The organism is Microvirga sp. CF3016 (assembly GCF_036314085.1).
In the GTDB taxonomy this organism is placed as follows: Bacteria; Pseudomonadota; Alphaproteobacteria; order Rhizobiales; family Beijerinckiaceae; genus Microvirga.
Genome location: NZ_JAYGGM010000011.1, coordinates 186177 through 206578 on the forward strand (window position 1 = coordinate 186177; position 20402 = coordinate 206578).

The following is a 20402-nucleotide window of genomic DNA, read 5'->3' on the forward strand; positions in this document are numbered from 1 at the left end:
AGGCCGAAGGAAGGTGAGACAATGACGGTATCCGGCGACGACGACCTGATCAGGCTCCAGGACATCGGCAGGATCGTCGCCAATGCGCTCGAAGCCATGGCGGCGGCCCTGGAACCGGGTATGACCACGGCGGAGCTCGACGCGATCGGGCGCCGGCACCTCGAGAACGCCGGCGCTCGGTCCGGCCCGGAACTCGTTTACGATTTTCCCGGCGCCACCTGCATCAGCGTGAACGAGGAGATCGCCCACGGGATTCCCGGTTCCCGGCGGATCGACGCGGGGGATCTCGTCAACATCGACATTTCGGCGGAAAAGAACGGCGTCTTCGCCGATACGGGCGCTTCCTTCGCCGTTCCGCCGATCACGAACGCCACCAAGCGGCTCTGCCGGGACGGGCGCCGCGCCATGTGGATCGGGCTGCGCCAGGTCGGGGCCAACAAGCCCCTCGCGGGCATCGGCGAGGCCATCGGGACATTTGCGCAGAAGAACGGCTATACGCTCGTCCGCAACCTGGCGAGCCACGGCATCGGTCATTCCCTGCACGAGGAGCCGAAGGAGATCGCCACCTGGCCAGACCGCTCCGAACGCCGGATCATGAACGAGGGCCTGGTCTTCACGGTCGAGCCCTTCCTGTCTCTGGGAGCGGAATGGGCCCAGGACGGCGATGATCCCTGGACCTTGTTCAGCGAGCCCCGTGCGCTGACCGTCCAGTACGAACACACCGTCGTTGCCACCCGCAACGGCCCCCTTGTCGTGACCCTGCCCGGATGATGCGGCTATGACCACCTTCACGCTTCAAGATCTCGCCCGGATCGTGGCCGAGCGCGCGGCCGCTCCGGCGGCGGAATCCTATACGGCCAAGCTCATCGGCGGCGGCCCGGCCAAGGCGGCCAAGAAGCTGGGCGAGGAGGCCGTCGAGGCCGCCATCGCGGCCGTCCAGGGCGACCGGCAGAATCTCACGGCGGAAGCCGCGGACGTGCTGTATCATCTTTTGGTCGTGTTGCAGGGCGCGAACATTCCGCTAAGTGACGTGATGGCCGAACTGGAGCGCCGCACGGCGCAGTCGGGTCTTGCGGAGAAGGCCGCACGCGGGACCTAAACCGAGAAGGTGGTTCGCATGGACCAGCCCAACGTGATCTCCACGCCCGAGACCGATGACGGCCTCTCGCCCTACCGCATCTTCCCGCGCGACGAATGGGCCCGGCTGCGTGCCGATGCGCCTATGACGCTCACCGCCGACGAGGTGCTGCAGCTGCAATCCCTCAACGACCCGATCTCGCTCGACGAGGTCGCGGCGATCTACCTGCCGCTTTCGCGCCTGCTCTCCCTCTACGTCGCGGCGACGCAAGGGCTGTTCAAGGCGACCCAGCGCTTCCTTCTCGCGGAGCATCAGGAGAAGGTGCCCTACATCATCGGCGTGGCGGGCTCCGTGGCGGTCGGCAAGTCCACCACGGCCCGCGTGCTGAAGGCGCTCCTCGCCCGCTGGCCCAACACCCCGAAGGTCGACCTCGTCACCACGGACGGCTTCCTCCTGCCCAATGCCGAGCTGACGCGGCTGGGGCTGATGGAGCGCAAGGGCTTCCCGGAGAGCTACGACACCGGAAAGCTCCTGCATTTCCTCGCCGACATCAAGGCGGGCAAGCGCAACGTGAAGGCGCCGCTCTATTCCCACCTCGTCTACGACGTGGTGCCCGGAGAGGAGACCGTGGTCGACCGGCCGGACATCCTCATCGTCGAGGGCCTGAACGTGCTCCAGCCGGCGCGCATGCCCAAGGACGGCACGGCCATTCCCTTCGTGTCGGACTTCTTCGATTTCTCGGTCTATATCGACGCCGACGAGGAAGACCTGCACCGCTGGTACGTGAACCGCTTCCTGCGCCTGCGCCACACGGCCTTCCGGGACCCGCTGTCCTATTTCCGGCGCTATGCGGAACTGGCGGAGGCGGAAGCCATCGCCGTCGCGGACGGCTTGTGGAACCGCATCAACCTGGTGAACCTGCAGGAAAACATCGTGCCGACCCGCCAGCGCGCGAGCCTGATCCTGAAGAAGGGTCCGAGCCACCGGATCGAGACGGTGGCGCTGCGAAGGCTGTAGGGCATCGATCCCAGAGATATGCCCAAGCTCTAATCCTCGAAGGTCGTTTCCACGCGGCGCACCGTCGAAAAGCGGCTCTTGGCGTAAACGGACGTGTATGGCACCTGGACGTATTCGAGCGTCTTGCGGGCGGCCCAGCCCGGGAGCGTATCCTTGTACCGGGCGAAATTCGGATTGGGGCCGTTGCCGAAGAGCACCTCGTTGAGGTTCAGGCCAAGCCCGACATAGAAGGAGCGCTCGATCGGGTAGCCGAGCTCTCGCTCCTTCTCCTCGAAGCCGCGTGCATCGAAGCCGACATGCAGCTCGGCATAGCGCAGGGGTGTGTTCTTGAGCGTCTCGAATCCACTCCCCTTCAGGGCCATGATGTAGCGCTGGCGCTCGTAGGGAGGGAGAATGCCGTTCTCCCCTGTGATGCCGGGTCGCTCAAAGCTCGCGGGCGTGTACATGATCCGCCAGTCCAGCTTCTCCCGCAGCCCGGGAACGGAGTTGCTGAAGGCTGAGAAAAGGGCCCCCACGCCGTTCGCCACGATGTCCTCGCGCGAGAAGCGGTGCCGGCCCGTGAACCCATCCACGGTCTCGACCAGCCCCATGATGCCGAATGCGACGAGGGCGGCCGTGATCGGCGCCCCTGCAGGATCAGAGGCATTGGCCCGGATCCTGTCGGTGAGAAGGTCGGCAATGACATAGGTCGAGAAGGAGTGGCCGATCTTGTCCATTCCTCCGTGCCGGGTGTTCTTGGAGAACCATCCTTCCTCGATGGTCTGGAACCCGGAGACATTGCCCCAATCCCAATCCTTGATGCCGACGGCCACGATGGCGGCCCCGACGATGGCCAGCTCCCAGCGGATCGCATGCAGGTGATCGCCCAGCTGGCTGACCGAATAAAACGTGGGAGGCGCGGGTGTCGGCGCGAGTTCTACCGTTGTCGGTGATGCGGACCGGTACGATGGCCCGCTCGTCTGCGCCCGTGATGGCGCGGGGCCCGAAGCAGCCATGAGGATGGCAAGGCAAGCGACGAAGGCGACCACTCGCATTGGCCGATCCTCTTCCGGCGCCCCCACCGGCATCCTTCTATGGCGAGCCGCGGAACTCAACCCCTGTGGCAGACGCCATCTGCCGCAGGGGCGGAAAGACGGCCGGAAAGGTAAACAGAGCCTCAAGGCCCGAATGCTGGCACGGTGAGGCCGAACGTATGAATCCGGAAAGTGAAGTGCGATTCAGCCCCAAGGCTTGAGGAAGCGCCAACCTTTTCATAACCTTGAGCGTTGTGCCTCCAGATCTACGGAGCAAGCATGACATCCCAGCCCGTCGACGAAAAGCTCAAGCGCAGCGCCGAGCACGCGAAGGAGGCGGCTGAGCAAAGCCAGGAAGCCGCCGAGCAGACGCAGGAGGCGGCCGAACATACGCAGGCCGCCGCCAAGACGACCGCCACCGCCAGCGTGCAGATGAAGGACAGCGCCGACCGGCGCACGGAGCTCGCCGCCAACCGCACGGTCTTCGCCGCCGAGCGCACCTATGCCGCCTGGGTGCGCACCGGTCTCGCGTCGCTCGCCTCCGGCATCGGGGCGAAGAAGCTCCTGGAGGGCGTGGTGCCGGACTGGACGATCCTATCCACCGGGTCGATCCTAGTCCTGTTCAGCGCCTTCTGCTTCGCGGCCGCGGTTTGGCGTCAGGTCTTCACCGGCTCGCAGCCGCCGCAGCCCGACGTGCAGCGGATCCCGCCGTTCCTGCTCGTCGCCTTCAACGGCTTCCTGGCGCTGGTGGCCTTGGCGGCGCTGTTCAGCATCTGGTTCGGGCGGACGGGAGGGGATTGAGCGCGATTTCTCCTCCCCCTTACGGGGAGGAGTGGGAGGTAGGGGTGGTGCAGCTGGGTAAGCGTTCGCCGAGTGAGGCGCTGTTTCACCTCTCCCAATGGGAGAGGTCGGACCGGAGGTCCGGGTGAGGGGTTAGAGTCCTCGCCGGATAAACTTGCAACCCCTCACCCCAACCCTCTCCCTCAGGAAGGGGGAGGTACACGCAGCAGCCGCTGCGCCTGCTGGATCAGGCGCAGCGCTTTGACATTCCGACCCCACTCTCAATCCCTCCCCGCAAGGGGGAGGGAAGAAAGCGGTCACCCCAGCAACCCCTGCTGCTCAGCCAGCCCCTTGAGGCTGGTTTGCGGGCGGGCGCCGAGATGGCTGATGATCTCGGCGGCGGCGAGGCCGCCGAGGCGGGCGCAGTCGGTCAGATCCAGGTTCTTCACGAGGCCGGCGAGGAAGCCTGAGGCGAAGAGGTCGCCCGCGCCCGTGGTGTCGACCACGCGCTCCACCGGGAAGGCCGGCACGGCGCGGGTCTCGCCACGGCTGACGATCAGCGCGCCCTCCGCCGAGCGGGTGATGGCGCCGAGTACGTTTTCCTCCCGCAGGGCGGCCAGCGCGGTGTCGGGGTCGGATGTGCCGTAGAGGCTCTGCAGCTCGTGGATGTTGGCGAAGAGGATGTCGAGGCTGCCGTCGCGCATGAGCCCGAGGAACTCGTCCCGGTAGCGATCGACGCAGAAGGCGTCGGACAGCGTGAGCGCCACCTTGTTGCCGGCCTCGTGGGCGATCTTGACCGCCTTGCGGAAAGCTTCCTTGGCGGCCGGCGGGTCCCAGAGATAGCCTTCGAGATAGACGATCGACGAGGCGCGCACCGTGTCGGGGTTCACGTCGTCGGGGGTGAGGTTCTGGCAGGCGCCCAGATAGGTGTTCATGGTGCGCTCGCCGTCCGGCGTCACCAGGATGAAGCTGCGCGCCGTCGCCGGGCCGTCCTCGGCCAGGGCCACATCGTAATGCACGTCGATGGCCCTGAGGTCATGGGCGAAGAGTTTTCCTGTCTCGTCGTTCTTCACCTTGCCGATGAAGCCCGCCTTGACCCCGAAGGAGGCCACGCCCGCCGCCGTATTCGCCCCCGAGCCGCCCGACACGATGATCGCCGGTCCCATGTCGCCGTAGAGCTCCTCGGCTCGGGCCTCGTCGATGAGCTGCATGGCGCCCTTATGGACCTTCTTCTTGATGAGGAAGGCCTCGTCCGTATGGGCGAGCACGTCAACGATGGCGTTGCCGAGGGTGAGGACGTCGATGCGGGTCTGGGACATGAGCCACCGGGGTTGGGACAGGACGGGGCGCTTTCGCATCCGGGGCAGGGGAGGTCAAGGTCTTAAGCCGACCTGAAGGGCCGATGTTTCAGCGGGGTGAGACAGGTGCCTGGGCGTCGCCCGGAATGCCGCAAGCGGCCTTTTTCTCCCGCTCCTGCGCTTGGTCGAGGACGGCGACCATCTGATCGAGTTCCTCCGGCGTGAGGCCGCGGATCTCCCGGGCCAGGCGGTTGGCCAGCAGCGTCGCCTTGGGATTGGTGTTCGCCGTGTCGATCTTCACCTTCGGGTCGGAGAGATCCGCAAGGCGGGCGAGTTCGTCGGCCTCGTCCCAGATGATGTGAAAATACTGCAGGACCCCCTGGATGAGAGCCCAGGTGGGCTTGCCGCGCTCGCCGCGCTCCAGGGCCGACAGATAGGCGCTCGACACGCCCAGATGCGCGGCCATGTCCTTCAACATTCGCCCGCGCTCCTGGCGCAGCTGCCGCACCCGTTCACCGAAAGGGGTCATGTCCCTATCCCGCACCCCGCCGGCGGCGGAGCCTGACATAGAGTGCACCGGATCCGCCGTGCTGGGGAGAGGCCTCCTCGAAGCCGATCACCAGAGGCCGCAGATCGGGCAGGCGGAGCCAATGGGGCACCATGCGCCGCAACACGCCGCGCTCCTCGAACAGGCCGTGGCCGGCAGCCGCGCCGCCCTTTCCGGTGATCACGAGGACGAGCCCGTAGCCGGAGCTCTGCGCCTGATGGAGGAAGCGCAGGAGGGCGAAATGAGCCTCTTCCTGGCGCATCCCGTGCAGGTCGATGACGCTGTCCACGTCCTTGCGGCCGCGCCGGAGGGCCTGGAGCGTCTTGCGCTCCACGGGCGCGAGCGGCGGCAGGGCCGGTTTCGGCTGCGGCGGGAGCGGGGGCAGGGTGGGGTTCAGCGCCGTAACCTGCGGGGCAGGGCCCGTGGCGGGCTTGCTCTCGGGCTCCGGCTCGGGCGGCAGGCGCTTGCCCGCCATGGGCTTCACGTGCCTGGCCACGTGGGACCAGAGCCGCTTCTCCTCGGGGCTGAGCTGGCGGGCACGGCTTCTCTTGGTCATGAGCGGGATTTGGGCTGCAGAACCACGAAGCGCACCGCATGGCGCAGGAGCCCGGCGCGGCGTCCCGCCTCCTCGCCGCTGCCGAAGAAGAAATCGCCCCGGGCCGGGCCGACGATGGCCGAGCCCGTGTCCTGGGCGATCATGAGCCGCCGCAGGGGCTCCGTCCTGTCGAGCGTCAGCGGCAATTGACCGTCGAGCCAGACGGGCAGGCCGTAGGTCCAGAGGGACCGGTCGACCGCGAGGCTGCGGCCGGGCACGAGCGGCGTGCCGGCGCCACCGATGGGTCCGTCCGCGGGCGCAAGCTCGCTCGCCTCGCGGAAGAAGATGTAGGATTGGTTCTGCCGCATCAGGGCTTTGGCCGGTTCCGGATGGTTCTTGAGCCAGCCCATCAGCTTGTCGAGCGTCATGGTCTCCAGGTCCATCTCGCCCTGCTGCACCAGCAGGCGGCCGATGGACGTGTAGGGCCGTCCGTTGCGCCCCGCATAGGCGACGCGCATCACCGAGCCGTCGGCCAAGCGGATGCGGGCCGAGCCCTGCACATGAATGATGAAGGCCTCGCCCGGCTCGCGCAGGTACACGATGGGCTTGGCCAGAGGTCCTAGGATGCCCTCCTCGATGGCGGCCCGGTCCGGATAGGGCTCGTAGCCCTCCTTCGTGCGCCGGGCGGCCTGCAGGCCTTTCTCGAGGCCGGGCAGGGTTTCGCCTTGAGGGATAGTGACGAGATCCTCGGGCCGGTCGAGCAGGGGCACCCGATAGGTAGCGTCGGGCGTGCGCGAGCCCTGAAATTCCGGCTCGTAATAGCCGGTGAGAAAGCCGTTGCCGGACAGAGGAGTGACGGCGACGGGCTGAAAATGGGTTTCGAAGAAGCGCCGCGCCTCGGACCGCGAGGCACCGGGATTCTTGAGGGCCTCGCGGCAGACCGACAGGAGGTCCGGTTGCGGCGCCTGCGCCGGGCGCAGCGTCCCGGCACCCGCATCAAGAGCGCGGCAGGAGCGGAGAAAGGCCTGGAAGGCGGCCGCGTGATCGTCCGCCTCCCAGCCTGCAAGCTGCATGAAGGGCAGGGGCTCGAGCCGCGCCTGATCCCGCAGCGCCGAGGCTGCGCCAGCGGGCATGCTTAAGCCCCATGCGAGAGAGCAAGCGAGGAGGGCCCGCCCGGCATGCCTCATTGCCCCGCTTCGGTCGCCACGAGCTGCCAGTTGGGATCACGGCTGCCGAGGCTGCGGGCGAAGGTCCACACGTCGGTGACGTCGGCCACGGTCTCGGGGCTGCCATCGACCACGGTGCCGGAGGCATCGCGGGTCGCAGTGATCAGCTTGGAGAGAAAACGGACCACGATCTGGGCCGTCTTGCCCTGGATCTCGGCTCCGGCCATCTCGGCCTTGTCGATGGACACGAAGGTGGTCTCCACCGTCTCGCCTCTGCGCTCGCGCTCGGTGATCGCCCGCTCGAAGCCTTCATAGACCTCCCGCGCGAGGAGGTCCTTGAGGGTCTTGCGGTCGCCCTGCGCGAAGGCGGTGACGATCATCTCATAGGCGGACTTGGCGCCTTCCAGGAACTCGGCCGCGTTGAAGGCCGGCTCGGCCCGGGCAATGCCGTCGAGGGCCTGGGCCATGGGAGTTCCCGGCTCGGCGATGCCCTTCCAGCGCTCCGCCGAGGGGACCTCGGCGGCGGGACGGGCGCCGTTGGCGCCGGGCAGGCGCACCACATTGTGATCCGGCTCGGCCGGCGCATTGCCGGGACGAAGGGGCGCATCCCGGCGCGACATCGGATCGAAAGGGGGCTGCTCGTTGCCGGTCTTCTGCCCCAGAACGGAGCGCAGACGCCAGATCACGAAAACGGCGAGTACGATAAAAATGAGGGTCGTGATGTCGAAGGAATCCTGCATCGTCGATCCGTTGTGAGCCTGCCCGCGCCCGGTTGTCGCCGGGCGTTGTATCAAGGAGGCGAAGGTGTCATCCTTCGCATATGGGGTCTTGAGGTCGTAACATCCACCTCTGCCCCCGACAAGCAAATGAGTCGGCTGAAATCTTGCTTCGTGCCGGAGAAGCTGATAGCGCGAAGACCCATGGCCCGAAGCGAGCCGGCGCTTTGCCCGACGACGTGTTCCGTCCGGGCCGACAAGACACCCCTTAGGGAGCATGAACCCATGGCCGAGAACCCGGCAAACAACGGAGCGCCCGCGCTCAACGCCCTTGCGCAGTACTGCAAGGACTTTTCCTTCGAGAATCCCAACGCCCCCCGCTCCCTGCAGCAGCAATCGGAAGGCCCGCAGATCAACCTGCAGGTCAACGTGAACGCCAAGCAGCTCGCCGAGGCCGATTTCGAGGTCGACCTCACCCTCGAGGGCGATGCCAAGATCGGCGGCAAGGACGTGCTGTTTGCCTTCGAGCTGACCTATTCGGGCGTGTTCCGGATCCAGAACATCCCGCAGGAGCAGCTGCACCCGGTGGTGATGATCGAGTGCCCGCGGCTGCTGTTCCCCTTCGCGCGCCAGATGGTGGCCGATGCGGTGCGCAACGGCGGCTTCCCGCCCCTCTACATCGACCCGATCGATTTCGTGGCCCTCTACCGCCAGCGCGCGGCCGAGGTCCAGGGGCAGCAGAACGGCGCCGGTCAGACGCTGTCCTAAGTCTTCGGACGAGGTTCGACTGTCCAGATCGGGCGAGGCGGGTGACTGCCTCGCCCTTATTTTTGTGGTCTAGCCCTCAGCCCGGGGGCTTGGCCGGCCCGTGATGAACAAACGGCAGACGTCATGGCCGGGCTTGTCCCGGCCATCCCGATCGGAAGAACGACGCGCTTCAATTGATCGGGATCACCGGCACAGGGCCGGTGATGACGACGGAGGTAGTTCAGATCAGGACGACGCCTCGGTCGTGGCCTCACCAAGGTACTCGCGCCAGAGGGCGCTGGGGCCCAGCGACTGGATGAAGGCCTCGTGCGCCGCGCGCTCCGACTCGGTCAGCCGTGAGATCAGGGTGCGCGGACGGGCATCGCGGGCACCTGTCGCGCCCGAATGGGCCGCGCCGGCCCGGGCGGCGGGCCTCACCGCGAGGTCAAAGCCCACCTGCTTGCCGCCGATCAGCTCGATATAGACCTCGGCCAGGATCTCGGCGTCGAGCAGCGCCCCGTGCTTGGTGCGCTTGGAATTGTCGATCCCGTAGCGCGCGCAGAGGGCATCGAGGTTGTTGGCCGCACCCGGATGCTTGCGCCGGGCCATGCTGAGGGTATCGACCGCATCGGACAGGTTGAACTGCTTGTGTCCGGTGCGGGCGAATTCCGCGTTGAGGAAGCCGATGTCGAAGGCGGCGTTGTGGATGACGAGACGGGCATCGCGCACGAACGCGGCGAACTCGTCGGCGATGGCGGCGAAGACCGGCTTGTCCTTGAGAAACTCGTCCGAGAGCCCGTGGACCGCGAAGGCGCCGGGCGAGACCGGACATTCCGGGTTGATGTAGACGTGATAGCTCTTGCCCGTGGGAATGTGGTTGAGGAGCTCGACGCAGCCGATCTCGATCACCCGGTCGCCGTTCGCATAGCTGGTGCCGGTGGTTTCGGTATCCAGAACGATTTCACGCAACATCACGAACTCTTTTCATCAACAATGGCTTCGTCGCCCGGGCCGGCCGGCGAGACAGGCGAGGATCGACCGGACCTGAGCCTCGGCGGACGAAAAGCCGCGGCCGGTCTCGACCAGGAAATGCGCCCTGGCCCGCTTGTCCTCGTCCCTCATCTGCTTGGCCAGGATGGCATGAAATTTTTCGTCCGTCATGCCGGGCCGGGCCATGACGCGGGCGCGCTGTACGGCCGCAGGCGCGGTGACCACGAGAACCGCATCGCAGCGCGTCTCGCCGCCGGTCTCGAACAGGAGGGGAATGTCCAGCACGGCGACCGGCGAAAGGGCCGACACTCGCCTGAGGAAAGCTTCCTCCTCCTCCCGCACCAGCGGATGCACGATGGCCTCCAGCTGCTTCATGCGCGCCGGGTCGCCGAGAACGGCGGCGCCAAGCTTCGCCCGGTCGACGGCTCCCTCCGTCACGGTGCCGGGAAAGGTCTTTTCGATCAACGGCGCGGCGCGGCCGCGATAGAGCCTGTGCACTGCGGCGTCGGCATCGTGAACCGGCACGCCGAGCCGGCGGAAGAGATCGGCGGTGGCCGATTTTCCCATGCCGATCGAGCCGGTGAGGCCGAGCACGAAGGTCATCGTGCACCTTCGATGTCGGCGAGGATCAGCCCCCGCAGCTCCGGCGTCACCTCGGGCGTCACGCCGAACCAGCGCCGGAAGCCCGGCACCGCCTGGTGGAGCAGCATGCCGAGCCCGTCGACGGTCCTCAGCCCCTCGGCCGACGCGGCTGCCAGGAGCGGCGTCTCGATCGGAACATAGACGATGTCCGCGACAATTGCCTTGCGCGGCGCCCGGGACAGGTCGAGGGCGAGCGGTGGCTGGCCCGCCATGCCGAGGGACGTGGTGTTGACGATGAGCCGGGCATGGGGGATCACCCGCGGCAGCGCCTCCCAGGCCGAGGTCTCCAGACCCACGGGGCTGCCGGATCTCAGATCGCGTGCCAGGTCCTCGGCCTTCGACGGGGTGCGGTTCGCCACGAAGATGCGCTTGATCGGCCTGTCCTGGAGACCCGCCACCACGGCCCGGGCGGCGCCGCCGGCTCCGAGCACCAGAACCGTTTCCACATCCTGTTCCCAGCCTGTCCCCAGGCTCGCATCGAGATGGGCCATGAAGCCGGCGACGTCCGTGTTGTCGCCCCAGAGCACCCCGTCCTCGATCCAGACGGTGTTCACCGCGCCCACGCGCTCAGCCTGGGCCGTGCGGCGTTCGACGTTGAAGAAGGCCATCTCCTTGTGCGGGATGGTAACGTTGCCGCCGGCATAGCCCTTTGACCGGAAGCCTTTCAGGAAATCCCCGAAGTTCACAGGTGCGACGTCGATGCGGTCATAGGAGCCATCGAGGCCGTATCGCTCCAGCCAATAGCCGTGGATCAGGGGCGAGCGGGAATGCTTGATCGGATGGCCGACGACGAAGGCCTTCGTCATGACGTCAAGATCCTTAAAGGGCGAGGCAGCCGAGACGGCGCAGGGCGGCAAGGAACGGAAGGAGCGGGAGTCCCAGGATCGTCGAATGGTCCCCCTCGACGGTCTCGAAGAGATGCACCCCGATCCCTTCGACCTGGTAAACGCCGATGCTCCTGAGCACATCGGGCCCGGCGAGGTCGAGATAGAGATCGACCGCCTCGTCCGTCAAAGTCCGCATGGCGAGATCGGCGCTGGCCAGGAAGCGCTCCACCACCTGTCCGCCGATGGCGATGGCGCCGGCCGAATGCAGGGCGTGGCGCCGTCCGGACAGGCTCATCAGATGCGCTTTCGCCGCATCGCAGTCCGCAGGCTTGTGAAACACCGCACCCTCGAACGCGAGCACCTGATCGGCCCCGAGCACGACCCGGTCCGGATGGCGGCGGCTGACGGCGAGCGCCTTTTCGGCCGCGAGCCGTCCGGCGAGCGCCGGCGGATCGAGCCTCTCCTGCGCGGCCGTCGCCTCGACGGCCCGCTCGTCGACGCCGGAATCCTGGGTCTCGACCGGAAGGCCCGCGCTCACGAGCAAGGCGAGCCGTGTCGCGCTCTTCGAGGCGAGGAGAAGTTTGTCGGAATGGGTCCAGAGCGCCGGCATGGGTTTATTCCGCAATGAAGCGCAGGCGGTGGTCGCGATAGAGATCGATGATCGCCGCCGCCGTCTCCTCGATGGAGCGGCGGGTCACGTCGATCACCGGCCAGCCGTTGCGGGCGAACAGCCGCCGGGAGGCCGCGAGTTCCTCGGCCACCGCGTCGCGGTCCACGTAAGATGTGTCGTCATCGGCGTTGAGGCTGAGCAGACGGTTCTGCCGGATCTGCACGATGCGCTCCGGCGTGGCCACAAGGCCGACGATCAGGGCTTTCCGCGCCGTCTCCAGAACCGCCGGCGGCGGCACCCCGGGCACGAGGGGAATATTCGCCGTCTTCAGGCCACGGTTGGCCAGATAGATGGCGGTCGGCGTCTTCGAGGTGCGGCTCACGCCCACCAGGATCACGTCCGCGTCGTCGAGATCGTGCGGCAGGTGCCCGTCGTCGTGGAGCAGCGTGAAGTTCATCGCATCGATGCGCTTGAAATATTCGGCGTTGAGCATGTGCTGCGCGCCCGGACGCGCCGTCGAATGCGTGCCGAGATAGGAGGAGAGCAGGGCGTGCACCGGCTCCAGAACGGAGAGATGCGGCGAGCCCGTGGCGCGGCAGACCTCCTCGAGCCGGTGGGCCAGATCCTGCTCCACCAGGGTGTAGAGCACGATGCCCGGCGCGGTCTCGATCTCGCTGATCACCCGTTCGAGCTGCGTGTTGGAGCGCACGAGCGGATAGACGTGCTCGATGGCGGCCACCCCCTCGTATTGCGCCACCACCGCGCGCGCCACGGTGATGAGCGTTTCGCCGGTCGAGTCCGACACGAGGTGGAGATGGAAATAGCTGCGTCCCACGGCGGATGCTCTCCGGGAAGAGGAGTCGATCAATGTGGATAAAACGCCGTCGCGCGGAGGTCCAGCGCGGGGGCCTGTGGGATTCGTCTCAAACGATCAACAGGGCTCCCGATTGTGCGAGTCTCCCGCTGGCGGTTTGGGAGAATCCGGCACGAATCACCCGCAAGAACTCGATTCAGATGTGGTTAAGCTTCGTTAACGGGCTGTTAAGGTTTAACAATTCGGAAAGGATTGTGGCACGCTCGCCCCATCCGTTAATGACCCGTTAACGGGACGGCCCATGTGGACCGTCTGTGGACGGGGTTGCGGCTTTGTGATTCACGGCCCAAGAGAAACATCAGATTCTTAGATTCAAAGATTATCTTTATTAGAGAGGGCCTGTGAGCGAGCGTCCCACCAAAGCGATTTTACGCGTGCTGAACGGCGAGCCGGTCTGGCCGCTGCCGATCTGGATCATGCGTCAGGCCGGTCGCTATCTGCCGGAATACCGCGAGACCCGGAAACAGGCCGGCTCCTTCCTCGATCTCTGCTACAATCCGAAGCTCGCCGAGGAAGTAACCCTCCAGCCGATCCGCCGCTTCGGCTTCGATGCCTCGATCCTGTTCTCCGACATCCTGGTGATCCCCCATGCCCTGGGTCAGGACGTGCGTTTCGTCGAGAACGAGGGTCCCAAACTCGATCCGGTCACCTCCGCGAAAGATTTTTCGAGGCTTGCCGACGAGCTGCCGCTGGAGCGGTTGAATCCCGTCTTCGAGACCCTCGACCGCCTGAGCCAGTCGCTGCCGAAGGAGACTACCCTTCTCGGCTTCTGCGGCGCGCCCTGGACGGTGGCGAGCTACATGATCGCCGGCAAGGGCACGCCCGACCAGGCGCCGGCCCGGCTCACCGCCTATCGCGATCCGGCTTTCATGGATGCGCTCATCGACCGCCTGGTGCGGGCCTCCATGGCCTATCTCGTCCGCCAGATCGACGCGGGCGCCGAAGCGGTCCAGATCTTCGAGAGCTTCGGCTCGGCCCTGCCGCCGGCGCTTTTCGACCGGCTTTCCCTCGAGCCGATCCGTCGGATGGTCGAGGGCCTCAAACGCGCGCGGCCGCAGGCGAAGGTGATCGTTTTCGTGCGCGGCGGCGGTGCCAATCTCCACCGCTTCGCCGCGGCCGGCATCGGGGACGCGCTCGCCCTCGACTGGACGCTCGATCCCGCAATCGTGCTGCCGACCCTGCCGGGCGCGGTGGCGACCCAGGGCAATCTCGATCCGCTCGCCCTCATCGCCGGAGGCGAGGCCCTGACCAAGGGCGTCGACCACATCCTGAACGCGGTGCGCGGCCGGCCGCATATCTTCAATCTCGGACACGGCATCCTGCCGGAGACGCCGATCGACCACGTGGAGCAGATGATCGCTCGCGTGCGGGGGGGCTGACATGCTGTATCTCTGGATCAAGGCGGCCCACGTGATCGCCATCATCGCGTGGATGGCCGGCATGCTCTATCTGCCGCGCCTCTTCGTCTATCACTGCGACGCGCCGAAGGGCTCGATCCAGTCCGAGACCTTCAAGATCATGGAGCGGCGCCTCCTCAAGGCGATCATCAACCCGGCCATGAGCATCGCCTGGATCCTTGGCCTGATCCTGATCTGGCAGGGCGGCTGGTACACCTCCGGCTGGCTGCACGTGAAGGTGCTCCTGGTGCTGATCCTCTCCGGCGTGCACGGCTTCCTGTCGCGCACCGTGAAGGATTTCGCCGCCGACCGGAACACCCGCCCGGCGAAGTTCTACCGCATGATCAACGAGGTCCCGACGGTGCTCATGATCGGCATCGTGATCCTGGTGATCGTGAAGCCGTTTTGAGGATACCAACGTCATACCGGATGCCGCAGACGATCCGGGAACGTGGGACGAGTGTGGCGCTTCTTCACCTCTCCCGATGGGAGAGGTCGCGCCAGAGGCGCGGGTGAGGGGTTACAGGTCTAGCCGGTAAGGCTCTAACCCCTCACCCCAACCCTCTCCCTCAGGGAGAGGGAGTGCGCCCTATATCCTGAACCGCTCCCGGATCTCCGCTGTGCCTCGTCCGGAATGACGTTCGCGAGGTTGTGTTCCAAAGCCTCTTGAGACTTGGATCGAAAGACGCTACATAAGATTTCTCTTCCTTAAAGACAGGTGCGCTGCACGGGGCCCCCAGGGCTCTCTCAAGTCACCCTCGTGAACTGAGCGGCCCTGTCGAACGTTCCCCGATCTCCCCGCGTACAGCCCCATCTGCCCGCGATTTTACCCCGAGAGTGTTCCCCGATGAGGGAAATCAAACTTCAAGACCTGAAATCCAAGTCCGCCACCGAACTCATCACCTTCGCCGAAGAGCTCGAGGTCGAGAATGCGAGCACCATGCGCAAGCAGGAGCTCATGTTCGCCATCCTCAAGCAGCTGGCGGCGCGCGAGGTGGAGATCATCGGCGCCGGCGTCGTCGAGGTGCTGCAGGACGGCTTCGGCTTCCTGCGCTCGGCCGATTCCAACTACCTGCCCGGCCCCGACGACATCTACGTCTCGCCCTCCCAGATCCGGAAGTTCGGCCTGCGCACCGGCGACACGGTGGACGGCCCGATCCGCGGCCCGAAGGAGGGCGAGCGCTATTTCGCCCTGCTCAAGGTCAACACCATCAATTTCGAGGATCCGGAGAAGATCCGGCACAAGGTCCATTTCGACAACCTGACGCCGCTCTTCCCGCACGAGCGCTTCAACCTCGAGATCGCCGATCCGACGCGCAAGGATTTCTCGCCGCGCATCATCGACATCGTGTCGCCCATCGGCAAGGGCCAGCGCGCCCTCATCGTGGCGCCGCCGCGCACCGGCAAGACCGTGCTGATGCAGAACGTGGCGCAGTCGATCACCACCAACCATCCCGAGTGCTACCTCATCGTGCTGCTCATCGACGAGCGCCCGGAGGAGGTGACCGACATGCAGCGCTCCGTGAAGGGCGAGGTCGTGGCCTCCACCTTCGACGAGCCGGCGACCCGCCACGTGCAGGTGGCCGAGATGGTGATCGAGAAGGCCAAGCGCCTCGTGGAGCACGGCCGTGACGTGGTCATCCTGCTCGACTCGATCACCCGTCTGGGCCGCGCCTACAACACCGTGGTGCCGTCCTCCGGCAAGGTGCTCACCGGCGGTGTCGACGCCAACGCCCTGCAGCGCCCGAAGCGCTTCTTCGGTGCGGCGCGCAACATCGAGGAGGGCGGCTCGCTCACCATCATCGCGACCGCGCTGATCGACACGGGCTCGCGCATGGACGAGGTGATCTTCGAAGAGTTCAAGGGCACCGGCAACTCGGAAATCATCCTCGACCGCAAGGTGTCCGACAAGCGCACCTTCCCGGCCATCGACATCACCCGCTCCGGCACCCGCAAGGAAGAGCTCCTGGTCCCGAGCGACACGCTCAAGAAGATGTACGTGCTGCGCCGCATCCTCAACCCGATGGGCACGGTCGATGCCATCGAGTTCCTGCTCGACAAGCTGCGCCAGACCAAGTCGAACCAGGAATTCTTCGATTCGATGAACACCTGAGGCGGCCGGACCGTCCGGCTCCGAACATCAGCCCCATCCTTCTCGTGAGGATGGGGTTTTTGTTTGCCGTCAGAACACCCCCATCAGAGCGAGCACGATCACGGTCAGCACCGCGGAGACCAGGAGCGAGCCTGCGCAGCCCAGCCGGTTCGAGAAGAAAAAGAACATCGTCGCTCCTGTGCCGTGACGGGCGCCCTCGTCATCCCTTCGCGGGGGGACCGAAGACGCCGCTCGCCAGCACAACGCCGAGCGTCGCCAATGTTATCCCGACGAGAGCGGCCATATCCGGAATCTCGCCGAGGACGGGAACGGCGAGCACCGCCGCCAGCACGATCGCCAGGGGCGAGACGGCGGCCGCCCGTGAGGCGCCGAGACGGTCGACGGCCATCCCGTAGAGAATGATGCCCGCCACGCCGGACAGGAAACCCTGGAGCACCGCCTGCACGATCACTGGACCGGCTAATCCGTCGCCGAGCGCCCGGACCAGAGACGGGGCGCCGAAAGGCAAGAGGATCAGGAAGGACCACAGCCCGATGAGCGCGGCGGCCTGGAGGGCAGACAGACCGCTGCCGCGATAGGCATGGGTGTAGATCCCCCACAGGCAGGCGCCGGTGAGCAGCAGAAGATGCCCGCGCCAGGCACCGTTGCCGGCATAGAGCAGGCCATGGCCCCCGATGCAGAGGACTCCGATCAGGATGAGGGCGAAACCGGCGACCCTGATGCGCCCGAGCCGCTCGCCGAAAGCGAGCCAGCCGATCAGCGCCACGAAGAGCGGCATGGTGCCCGGCAGCAGCGGCCCGATCTCCGCCGCCGGGGCGAATTGCATGCCCAGCGCCACGACCAGGAAGAACGGCGCGCCGGAGCCGAGGAGCCCGAGCCCTTTGACGATCCCGAGACCTTTCGGAAACAGGCCGATCCGCCAGCTGATCGGGATGAGCAGGAGGGCCGGGACGCCGAACCGCACGAGACCGAGGGCGGCCGGCGGCAGGTCGTGCGTTACCGCATGGCGGGTGGCAACGGCCCAGACCGCCCAGATCGTTACCGTGGCAAGGGCGGCGAGCCAGCCGATAAGGGCAGGGCGGCGTCGCGCCCGAGGCGCGGGACAGGCAAGATCGGACATGATGAGTCTCCTTGGTGCCATTGAGCATAGCCTTCCAGGCCAAGACATGTCCTTGCGAAGTTCCGCTTGATGATTGCGTGTTCTTGGCAGAAAATTGCGCGATAACAGGGTTTCGCGCATCCATGCCCTACATCAATCTCGACGCCATCGACCTTCGGATCCTGAAAGCCCTTCAGGCCAACGGGCGGCTGACCAACCAGGAGCTGGCCGATCAGGTCGGCCTCTCGCCCTCGCCCTGCCTGCGGCGGGTCCGGCGCCTGGAGCGCGACGGCTTCATCCGCAGCTACCGGGCCGTGCTCGACCGGGACTCGGTCGGTCTCGGCCTGACGGTCTTCGTCGAGATCAAGGTGGAGAAGCATTCCCGCGACAATGCGCAGGCGCTCCAGCAGGCGCTGGCCGCCATGCCCGAGGTGGTCGCCTGCCACATGGTCTCGGGCACGGCCGATTTCATCGCCGAGATCGTGGTGACCAACCTGAAAGCCTACGAGACGCTGCTGACGGAAAAGCTCCTGGTCCTGCCGATGATCGGCGACATCCGGTCGAACTTCGCCCTGACGCGCGTGAAATCCGACGCGACCCTGCCTTTGACGCACCTGAAGCGCGGGGTGGAGCGACCGGAGCCGGATTGCTGATGAGCTTGCCCGCTACTGCGGAGGGCCAGGCACGGCGGTGCCGCAGCCTCACCTCTCCCATGGGGAGAGGTCGGACTGTCAGGTCCGGGTGAGGGGATACGCCCTCTCCGGATAGACCTGTAACCCTTCACCCGCGCCTCCGGCGCGACCTCTCCCTCAAGGAGAGGTGAGCAGCTGAAGGCGCTGCGCTCTCTCGAAATCGACTTATGCCCACACCCCCACCTCCAACTCCTCCCCACAAGGGGGAGGAGAGTTTTCGTGCTTGATTTATGTTTCGCCCTCCACCGCCAGCATCTCCGCCACCTGCGCCTTCAACCCATCCGCATCCGTCACCGGCAGGGAGCAGCGCGTGCCGGCACAGACGAGGGCTTGGGCCTCCGGGCTCGATGCGGCAAGGGCTTTGGCCGGGTGGTTGTCGTCGAGTGCCTCGTCTGCGCCCAGCCGGCGCACGCTCCGATCGAGGTAGGGGATTTTCTGCGCAGCCTCGAACAGGGCCTCGGCCCCGCTTCCCGTGACGAGGATGCTCAGGCCGCGCAGGTGTAGGTCGAGGGCGTTGAGGATCGAGGTGTGGCCGAGCGGGGACGAGCGTGCGAGCCCCACCAACCGGCTCAGTACATCCGAGGCCCGTTGGAGATCGCCTTCTGTCTCGGTGATCTGGGCCAGCCGAACGAGCGCCTCGGCGAAAACGCCGTTGGCGTTAGGCACCGCGTCGTCATGGGTCGGCTGCGGACGGACCACGAGCGGATCGGCCCCCTGGGCCGTCATGGCGAGACAGCCGGCCTCCTCGACCATGAAGTCGGAGAGCAGCCCATCGCGCCAGGTCTGCGCGTCCCGGAGATAGGCGGGTTCTGACGTCGCCTCGTAAAGGGCGAGCGCCGCCCGCATCATGGCGGCATGGTCGAGAGCGAAGCCCGGGAAGATCAGGGCGCCGCCGCGCCAGGAATGACCGAGCCGGCCGTCGCGGCTCATCGATTCAGACACGAAACGATAGGCCCGCCGGGCGAGGGCGATCCAGTCCGGCCGGTCGAGGAGGGGAGCGGCGCGCACCAGGCCTGCGATCATCAATCCGTTCCAGTCCGCCAGCACCTTGTCGTCGAGGCCGGGCCTCACCCGCGAGGCGCGTCGGTCCAGAAGCTTCTCCCGCATGATGGCGAGCCGCTCCTCCACGGCGGGCGGCGCCTCGCCGGAGACGAGCCGGTTCGGGATGTTGTGGCCTTCGAAGTTGCCCTCCGGGCTGATGTCGTAGACACGCGCGAAGAAGGCGGCGTCCTCATCGCCCAGGACCTCGCGGATCTCAGGCACGCTCCACACATAGAAGCGGCCCTCCTCGCCCTCCGAATCCGCATCGAGGCTGGACGCGAAGGCGCCTTCCGGCGTGGTCATCTCCCGTTCGAGCCAGGCGACGATGCCGGTGGCGGCATCCCGGAACAGGGCGCGGCCGGTCTCGGCATAGGCCAGCGCAAAGAGCTCCAGGAGCTGCGCGTTGTCGTAGAGCATCTTTTCGAAATGCGGCACGAGCCAGCGCTCGTCGACGGAATAGCGGGCGAAGCCGCCGCCGAGATGATCGTGGATCCCCCCGAGCGCCATGCGCTCCAGGGTGAGGAGGAAACGCCTCCGCGCCTCCGCATCGCCGGTGCGGCCAGCATAACGAATGAGGTATTCCAGGATTGGCGGGTTGGGGAATTTCGGCGCACCCTGCAGGCCGCCGTTTTCCGTGTCGATCAGCTCGGACAGCCGCAGCCCCATCCGGTCGAGATCGGCCGGTCCGAGAGTGCCGCCGTCACCCTGGTCGGTTGTCGCGAGGTGGTGCTTGATGGCGTCCCGGTTCTTGAGGATGCGCTCCGGCTCGGCGTAATACAGACGGCTAATCTCCCGCAGCACGCCGACGAAGCCCGGGCGCCCGAACCGAGGCTCCTTCGGAAAATAGGTGCCGCCCCAGAACGGCTCGCCGTCGGGCGTGAGAAACATGGTGAGCGGCCAGCCGCCGGGCTCGCCCAGGAGATGGAGCGCGCTCATGTAGACATGGTCCACATCCGGCCGCTCCTCGCGGTCGACCTTGATGTTGACGAAGAGCTCGTTCATGACCGCGGCTACGTCCGGATCCTCGAAGCTCTCATGGGCCATCACGTGGCACCAGTGGCAGGCGGCATAGCCGATGGAGATCAGGATCGGCTTGTCGAGGCGTTTGGCCTCCGCCAGGGCCTCGGAGCCCCATTCCCACCAATGGACAGGATTGTCCCGGTGCTGCAGAAGGTAGGGGGAACTGGCCTGTGTCAGGCGGTTCATCGGTCCTGCTCCGG

At 66.3% G+C, this 20402-nt stretch carries 22 protein-coding genes; 9 read left to right on the forward strand and 13 right to left on the reverse strand.

Translation table 11 applies throughout. The features are described 5' to 3' along the window. Positions 1–21: 21 nt before the first annotated feature. The 3 genes from map to coaA are packed head-to-tail and all read left to right on the forward strand — an operon-like array spanning position 22 to position 2095. Complete coding sequence (gene map / locus VB672_RS17495) at positions 22–771, forward strand: type I methionyl aminopeptidase (protein WP_329785477.1); 750 nt, start codon at positions 22–24, stop codon at positions 769–771. A 7-nt stretch (positions 772–778) separates the two neighbouring features. After that, the gene (locus tag VB672_RS17500) at positions 779–1099 is read left to right on the forward strand and encodes a phosphoribosyl-ATP diphosphatase (RefSeq protein ID WP_329785478.1); all 321 of its coding nucleotides are present in this window, start codon (positions 779–781) and stop codon (positions 1097–1099) included. A gap of 18 nt (positions 1100–1117) precedes the next feature. After that, the gene (gene coaA, locus VB672_RS17505; RefSeq protein ID WP_329785479.1) at positions 1118–2095 is read left to right on the forward strand and encodes a type I pantothenate kinase; all 978 of its coding nucleotides are present in this window, start codon (positions 1118–1120) and stop codon (positions 2093–2095) included. A gap of 29 nt (positions 2096–2124) precedes the next feature. On the opposite strand, the gene VB672_RS17510 is transcribed toward coaA, so the two are convergent. Further along, a complete protein-coding gene (locus VB672_RS17510) occupies positions 2125–3129 on the reverse strand; it encodes a DUF2279 domain-containing protein (protein WP_329785480.1) in 1005 nt (334 codons plus the stop codon). Between the two features lie 258 nt (positions 3130–3387). Between VB672_RS17510 and VB672_RS17515 the strand changes: the two genes are divergently transcribed. Further along, the gene (locus tag VB672_RS17515; protein WP_329785481.1) at positions 3388–3909 is read left to right on the forward strand and encodes a YidH family protein; all 522 of its coding nucleotides are present in this window, start codon (positions 3388–3390) and stop codon (positions 3907–3909) included. A 296-nt stretch (positions 3910–4205) separates the two neighbouring features. Here the strand turns inward: VB672_RS17515 and VB672_RS17520 are convergent, their stop codons facing one another. From VB672_RS17520 to VB672_RS17540, 5 genes are all read right to left on the reverse strand, one after another. Then, positions 4206–5207: an adenosine kinase gene (locus tag VB672_RS17520; RefSeq protein WP_329785482.1), complete on the reverse strand. Its 1002-nt coding sequence runs from the start codon at positions 5205–5207 to the stop codon at positions 4206–4208. An 88-nt stretch (positions 5208–5295) separates the two neighbouring features. After that, positions 5296–5715 (reverse strand): helix-turn-helix domain-containing protein, encoded by a 420-nt coding sequence (locus tag VB672_RS17525; protein ID WP_329785483.1) that lies wholly within the window; start codon positions 5713–5715, stop codon positions 5296–5298. 4 nt (positions 5716–5719) lie between these two features. Continuing rightward, positions 5720–6289 (reverse strand): Smr/MutS family protein, encoded by a 570-nt coding sequence (locus tag VB672_RS17530; RefSeq protein WP_329785484.1) that lies wholly within the window; start codon positions 6287–6289, stop codon positions 5720–5722. Beyond that, positions 6286–7401 (reverse strand): murein transglycosylase A, encoded by a 1116-nt coding sequence (gene mltA / locus VB672_RS17535; protein WP_329785485.1) that lies wholly within the window; start codon positions 7399–7401, stop codon positions 6286–6288. Before mltA ends, VB672_RS17530 begins: the two co-directional genes overlap by 4 nt. Before the next feature lie 50 nt (positions 7402–7451). Next, complete coding sequence (locus tag VB672_RS17540; protein WP_329785486.1) at positions 7452–8174, reverse strand: Tim44/TimA family putative adaptor protein; 723 nt, start codon at positions 8172–8174, stop codon at positions 7452–7454. Positions 8175–8435: 261 nt separating this feature from the next. Here VB672_RS17540 and secB point away from each other — a divergent pair, with 261 nt between their 5' ends. Then, a complete protein-coding gene (secB, locus tag VB672_RS17545) occupies positions 8436–8918 on the forward strand; it encodes a protein-export chaperone SecB (protein WP_329785487.1) in 483 nt (160 codons plus the stop codon). A 225-nt stretch (positions 8919–9143) separates the two neighbouring features. Here secB and dnaQ read toward each other — a convergent pair whose 3' ends face one another. Genes dnaQ through VB672_RS17570 form a run of 5 tightly spaced genes read right to left on the reverse strand, consistent with a single transcriptional unit; the run spans position 9144 to position 12801 of the window. Then, complete coding sequence (gene dnaQ / locus VB672_RS17550) at positions 9144–9869, reverse strand: DNA polymerase III subunit epsilon (protein WP_329785488.1); 726 nt, start codon at positions 9867–9869, stop codon at positions 9144–9146. Between the two features lie 15 nt (positions 9870–9884). Continuing rightward, positions 9885–10490, reverse strand: coding sequence for a dephospho-CoA kinase (gene coaE / locus VB672_RS17555; RefSeq protein WP_329785489.1), 606 nt, complete (start codon positions 10488–10490; stop codon positions 9885–9887). Then, on the reverse strand, positions 10487–11335 hold the full coding sequence (locus VB672_RS17560; RefSeq protein ID WP_329785490.1) for a shikimate dehydrogenase: 849 nt from the start codon (positions 11333–11335) through the stop codon (positions 10487–10489). The genes coaE and VB672_RS17560 overlap by 4 nt, the downstream gene beginning before the upstream one ends. 13 nt (positions 11336–11348) lie before the next feature. Further along, entirely contained in the window at positions 11349–11966 is a 618-nt protein-coding gene (locus VB672_RS17565; protein WP_329785491.1) for a Maf family protein, read from the reverse strand. 4 nt (positions 11967–11970) lie between these two features. Further along, entirely contained in the window at positions 11971–12801 is an 831-nt protein-coding gene (locus tag VB672_RS17570) for a pyruvate, water dikinase regulatory protein (RefSeq protein WP_329785492.1), read from the reverse strand. A 380-nt stretch (positions 12802–13181) separates the two neighbouring features. Between VB672_RS17570 and hemE the strand changes: the two genes are divergently transcribed. The 3 genes from hemE to rho all read left to right on the forward strand — a co-directional run bounded on the left by hemE (position 13182) and on the right by rho (position 16350). After that, on the forward strand, positions 13182–14219 hold the full coding sequence (gene hemE / locus VB672_RS17575; RefSeq protein WP_329785493.1) for a uroporphyrinogen decarboxylase: 1038 nt from the start codon (positions 13182–13184) through the stop codon (positions 14217–14219). Between the two features lies 1 nt (position 14220). Beyond that, positions 14221–14646 (forward strand): protoporphyrinogen oxidase HemJ, encoded by a 426-nt coding sequence (gene hemJ, locus VB672_RS17580; RefSeq protein ID WP_329785494.1) that lies wholly within the window; start codon positions 14221–14223, stop codon positions 14644–14646. A gap of 438 nt (positions 14647–15084) precedes the next feature. Next, entirely contained in the window at positions 15085–16350 is a 1266-nt protein-coding gene (gene rho, locus VB672_RS17585; protein WP_329785495.1) for a transcription termination factor Rho, read from the forward strand. 199 nt (positions 16351–16549) lie between these two features. Here the strand turns inward: rho and VB672_RS17590 are convergent, their stop codons facing one another. Further along, the gene (locus tag VB672_RS17590) at positions 16550–17470 is read right to left on the reverse strand and encodes a DMT family transporter (RefSeq protein WP_329785496.1); all 921 of its coding nucleotides are present in this window, start codon (positions 17468–17470) and stop codon (positions 16550–16552) included. Between the two features lie 122 nt (positions 17471–17592). Between VB672_RS17590 and VB672_RS17595 the strand changes: the two genes are divergently transcribed. Next, positions 17593–18102 (forward strand): Lrp/AsnC family transcriptional regulator, encoded by a 510-nt coding sequence (locus VB672_RS17595; RefSeq protein ID WP_329785497.1) that lies wholly within the window; start codon positions 17593–17595, stop codon positions 18100–18102. A 267-nt stretch (positions 18103–18369) separates the two neighbouring features. Here the strand turns inward: VB672_RS17595 and VB672_RS17600 are convergent, their stop codons facing one another. Then, positions 18370–20388, reverse strand: coding sequence for a thioredoxin domain-containing protein (locus VB672_RS17600; RefSeq protein WP_329785498.1), 2019 nt, complete (start codon positions 20386–20388; stop codon positions 18370–18372). Between the last annotated feature and the right edge of the window lie 14 nt (positions 20389–20402).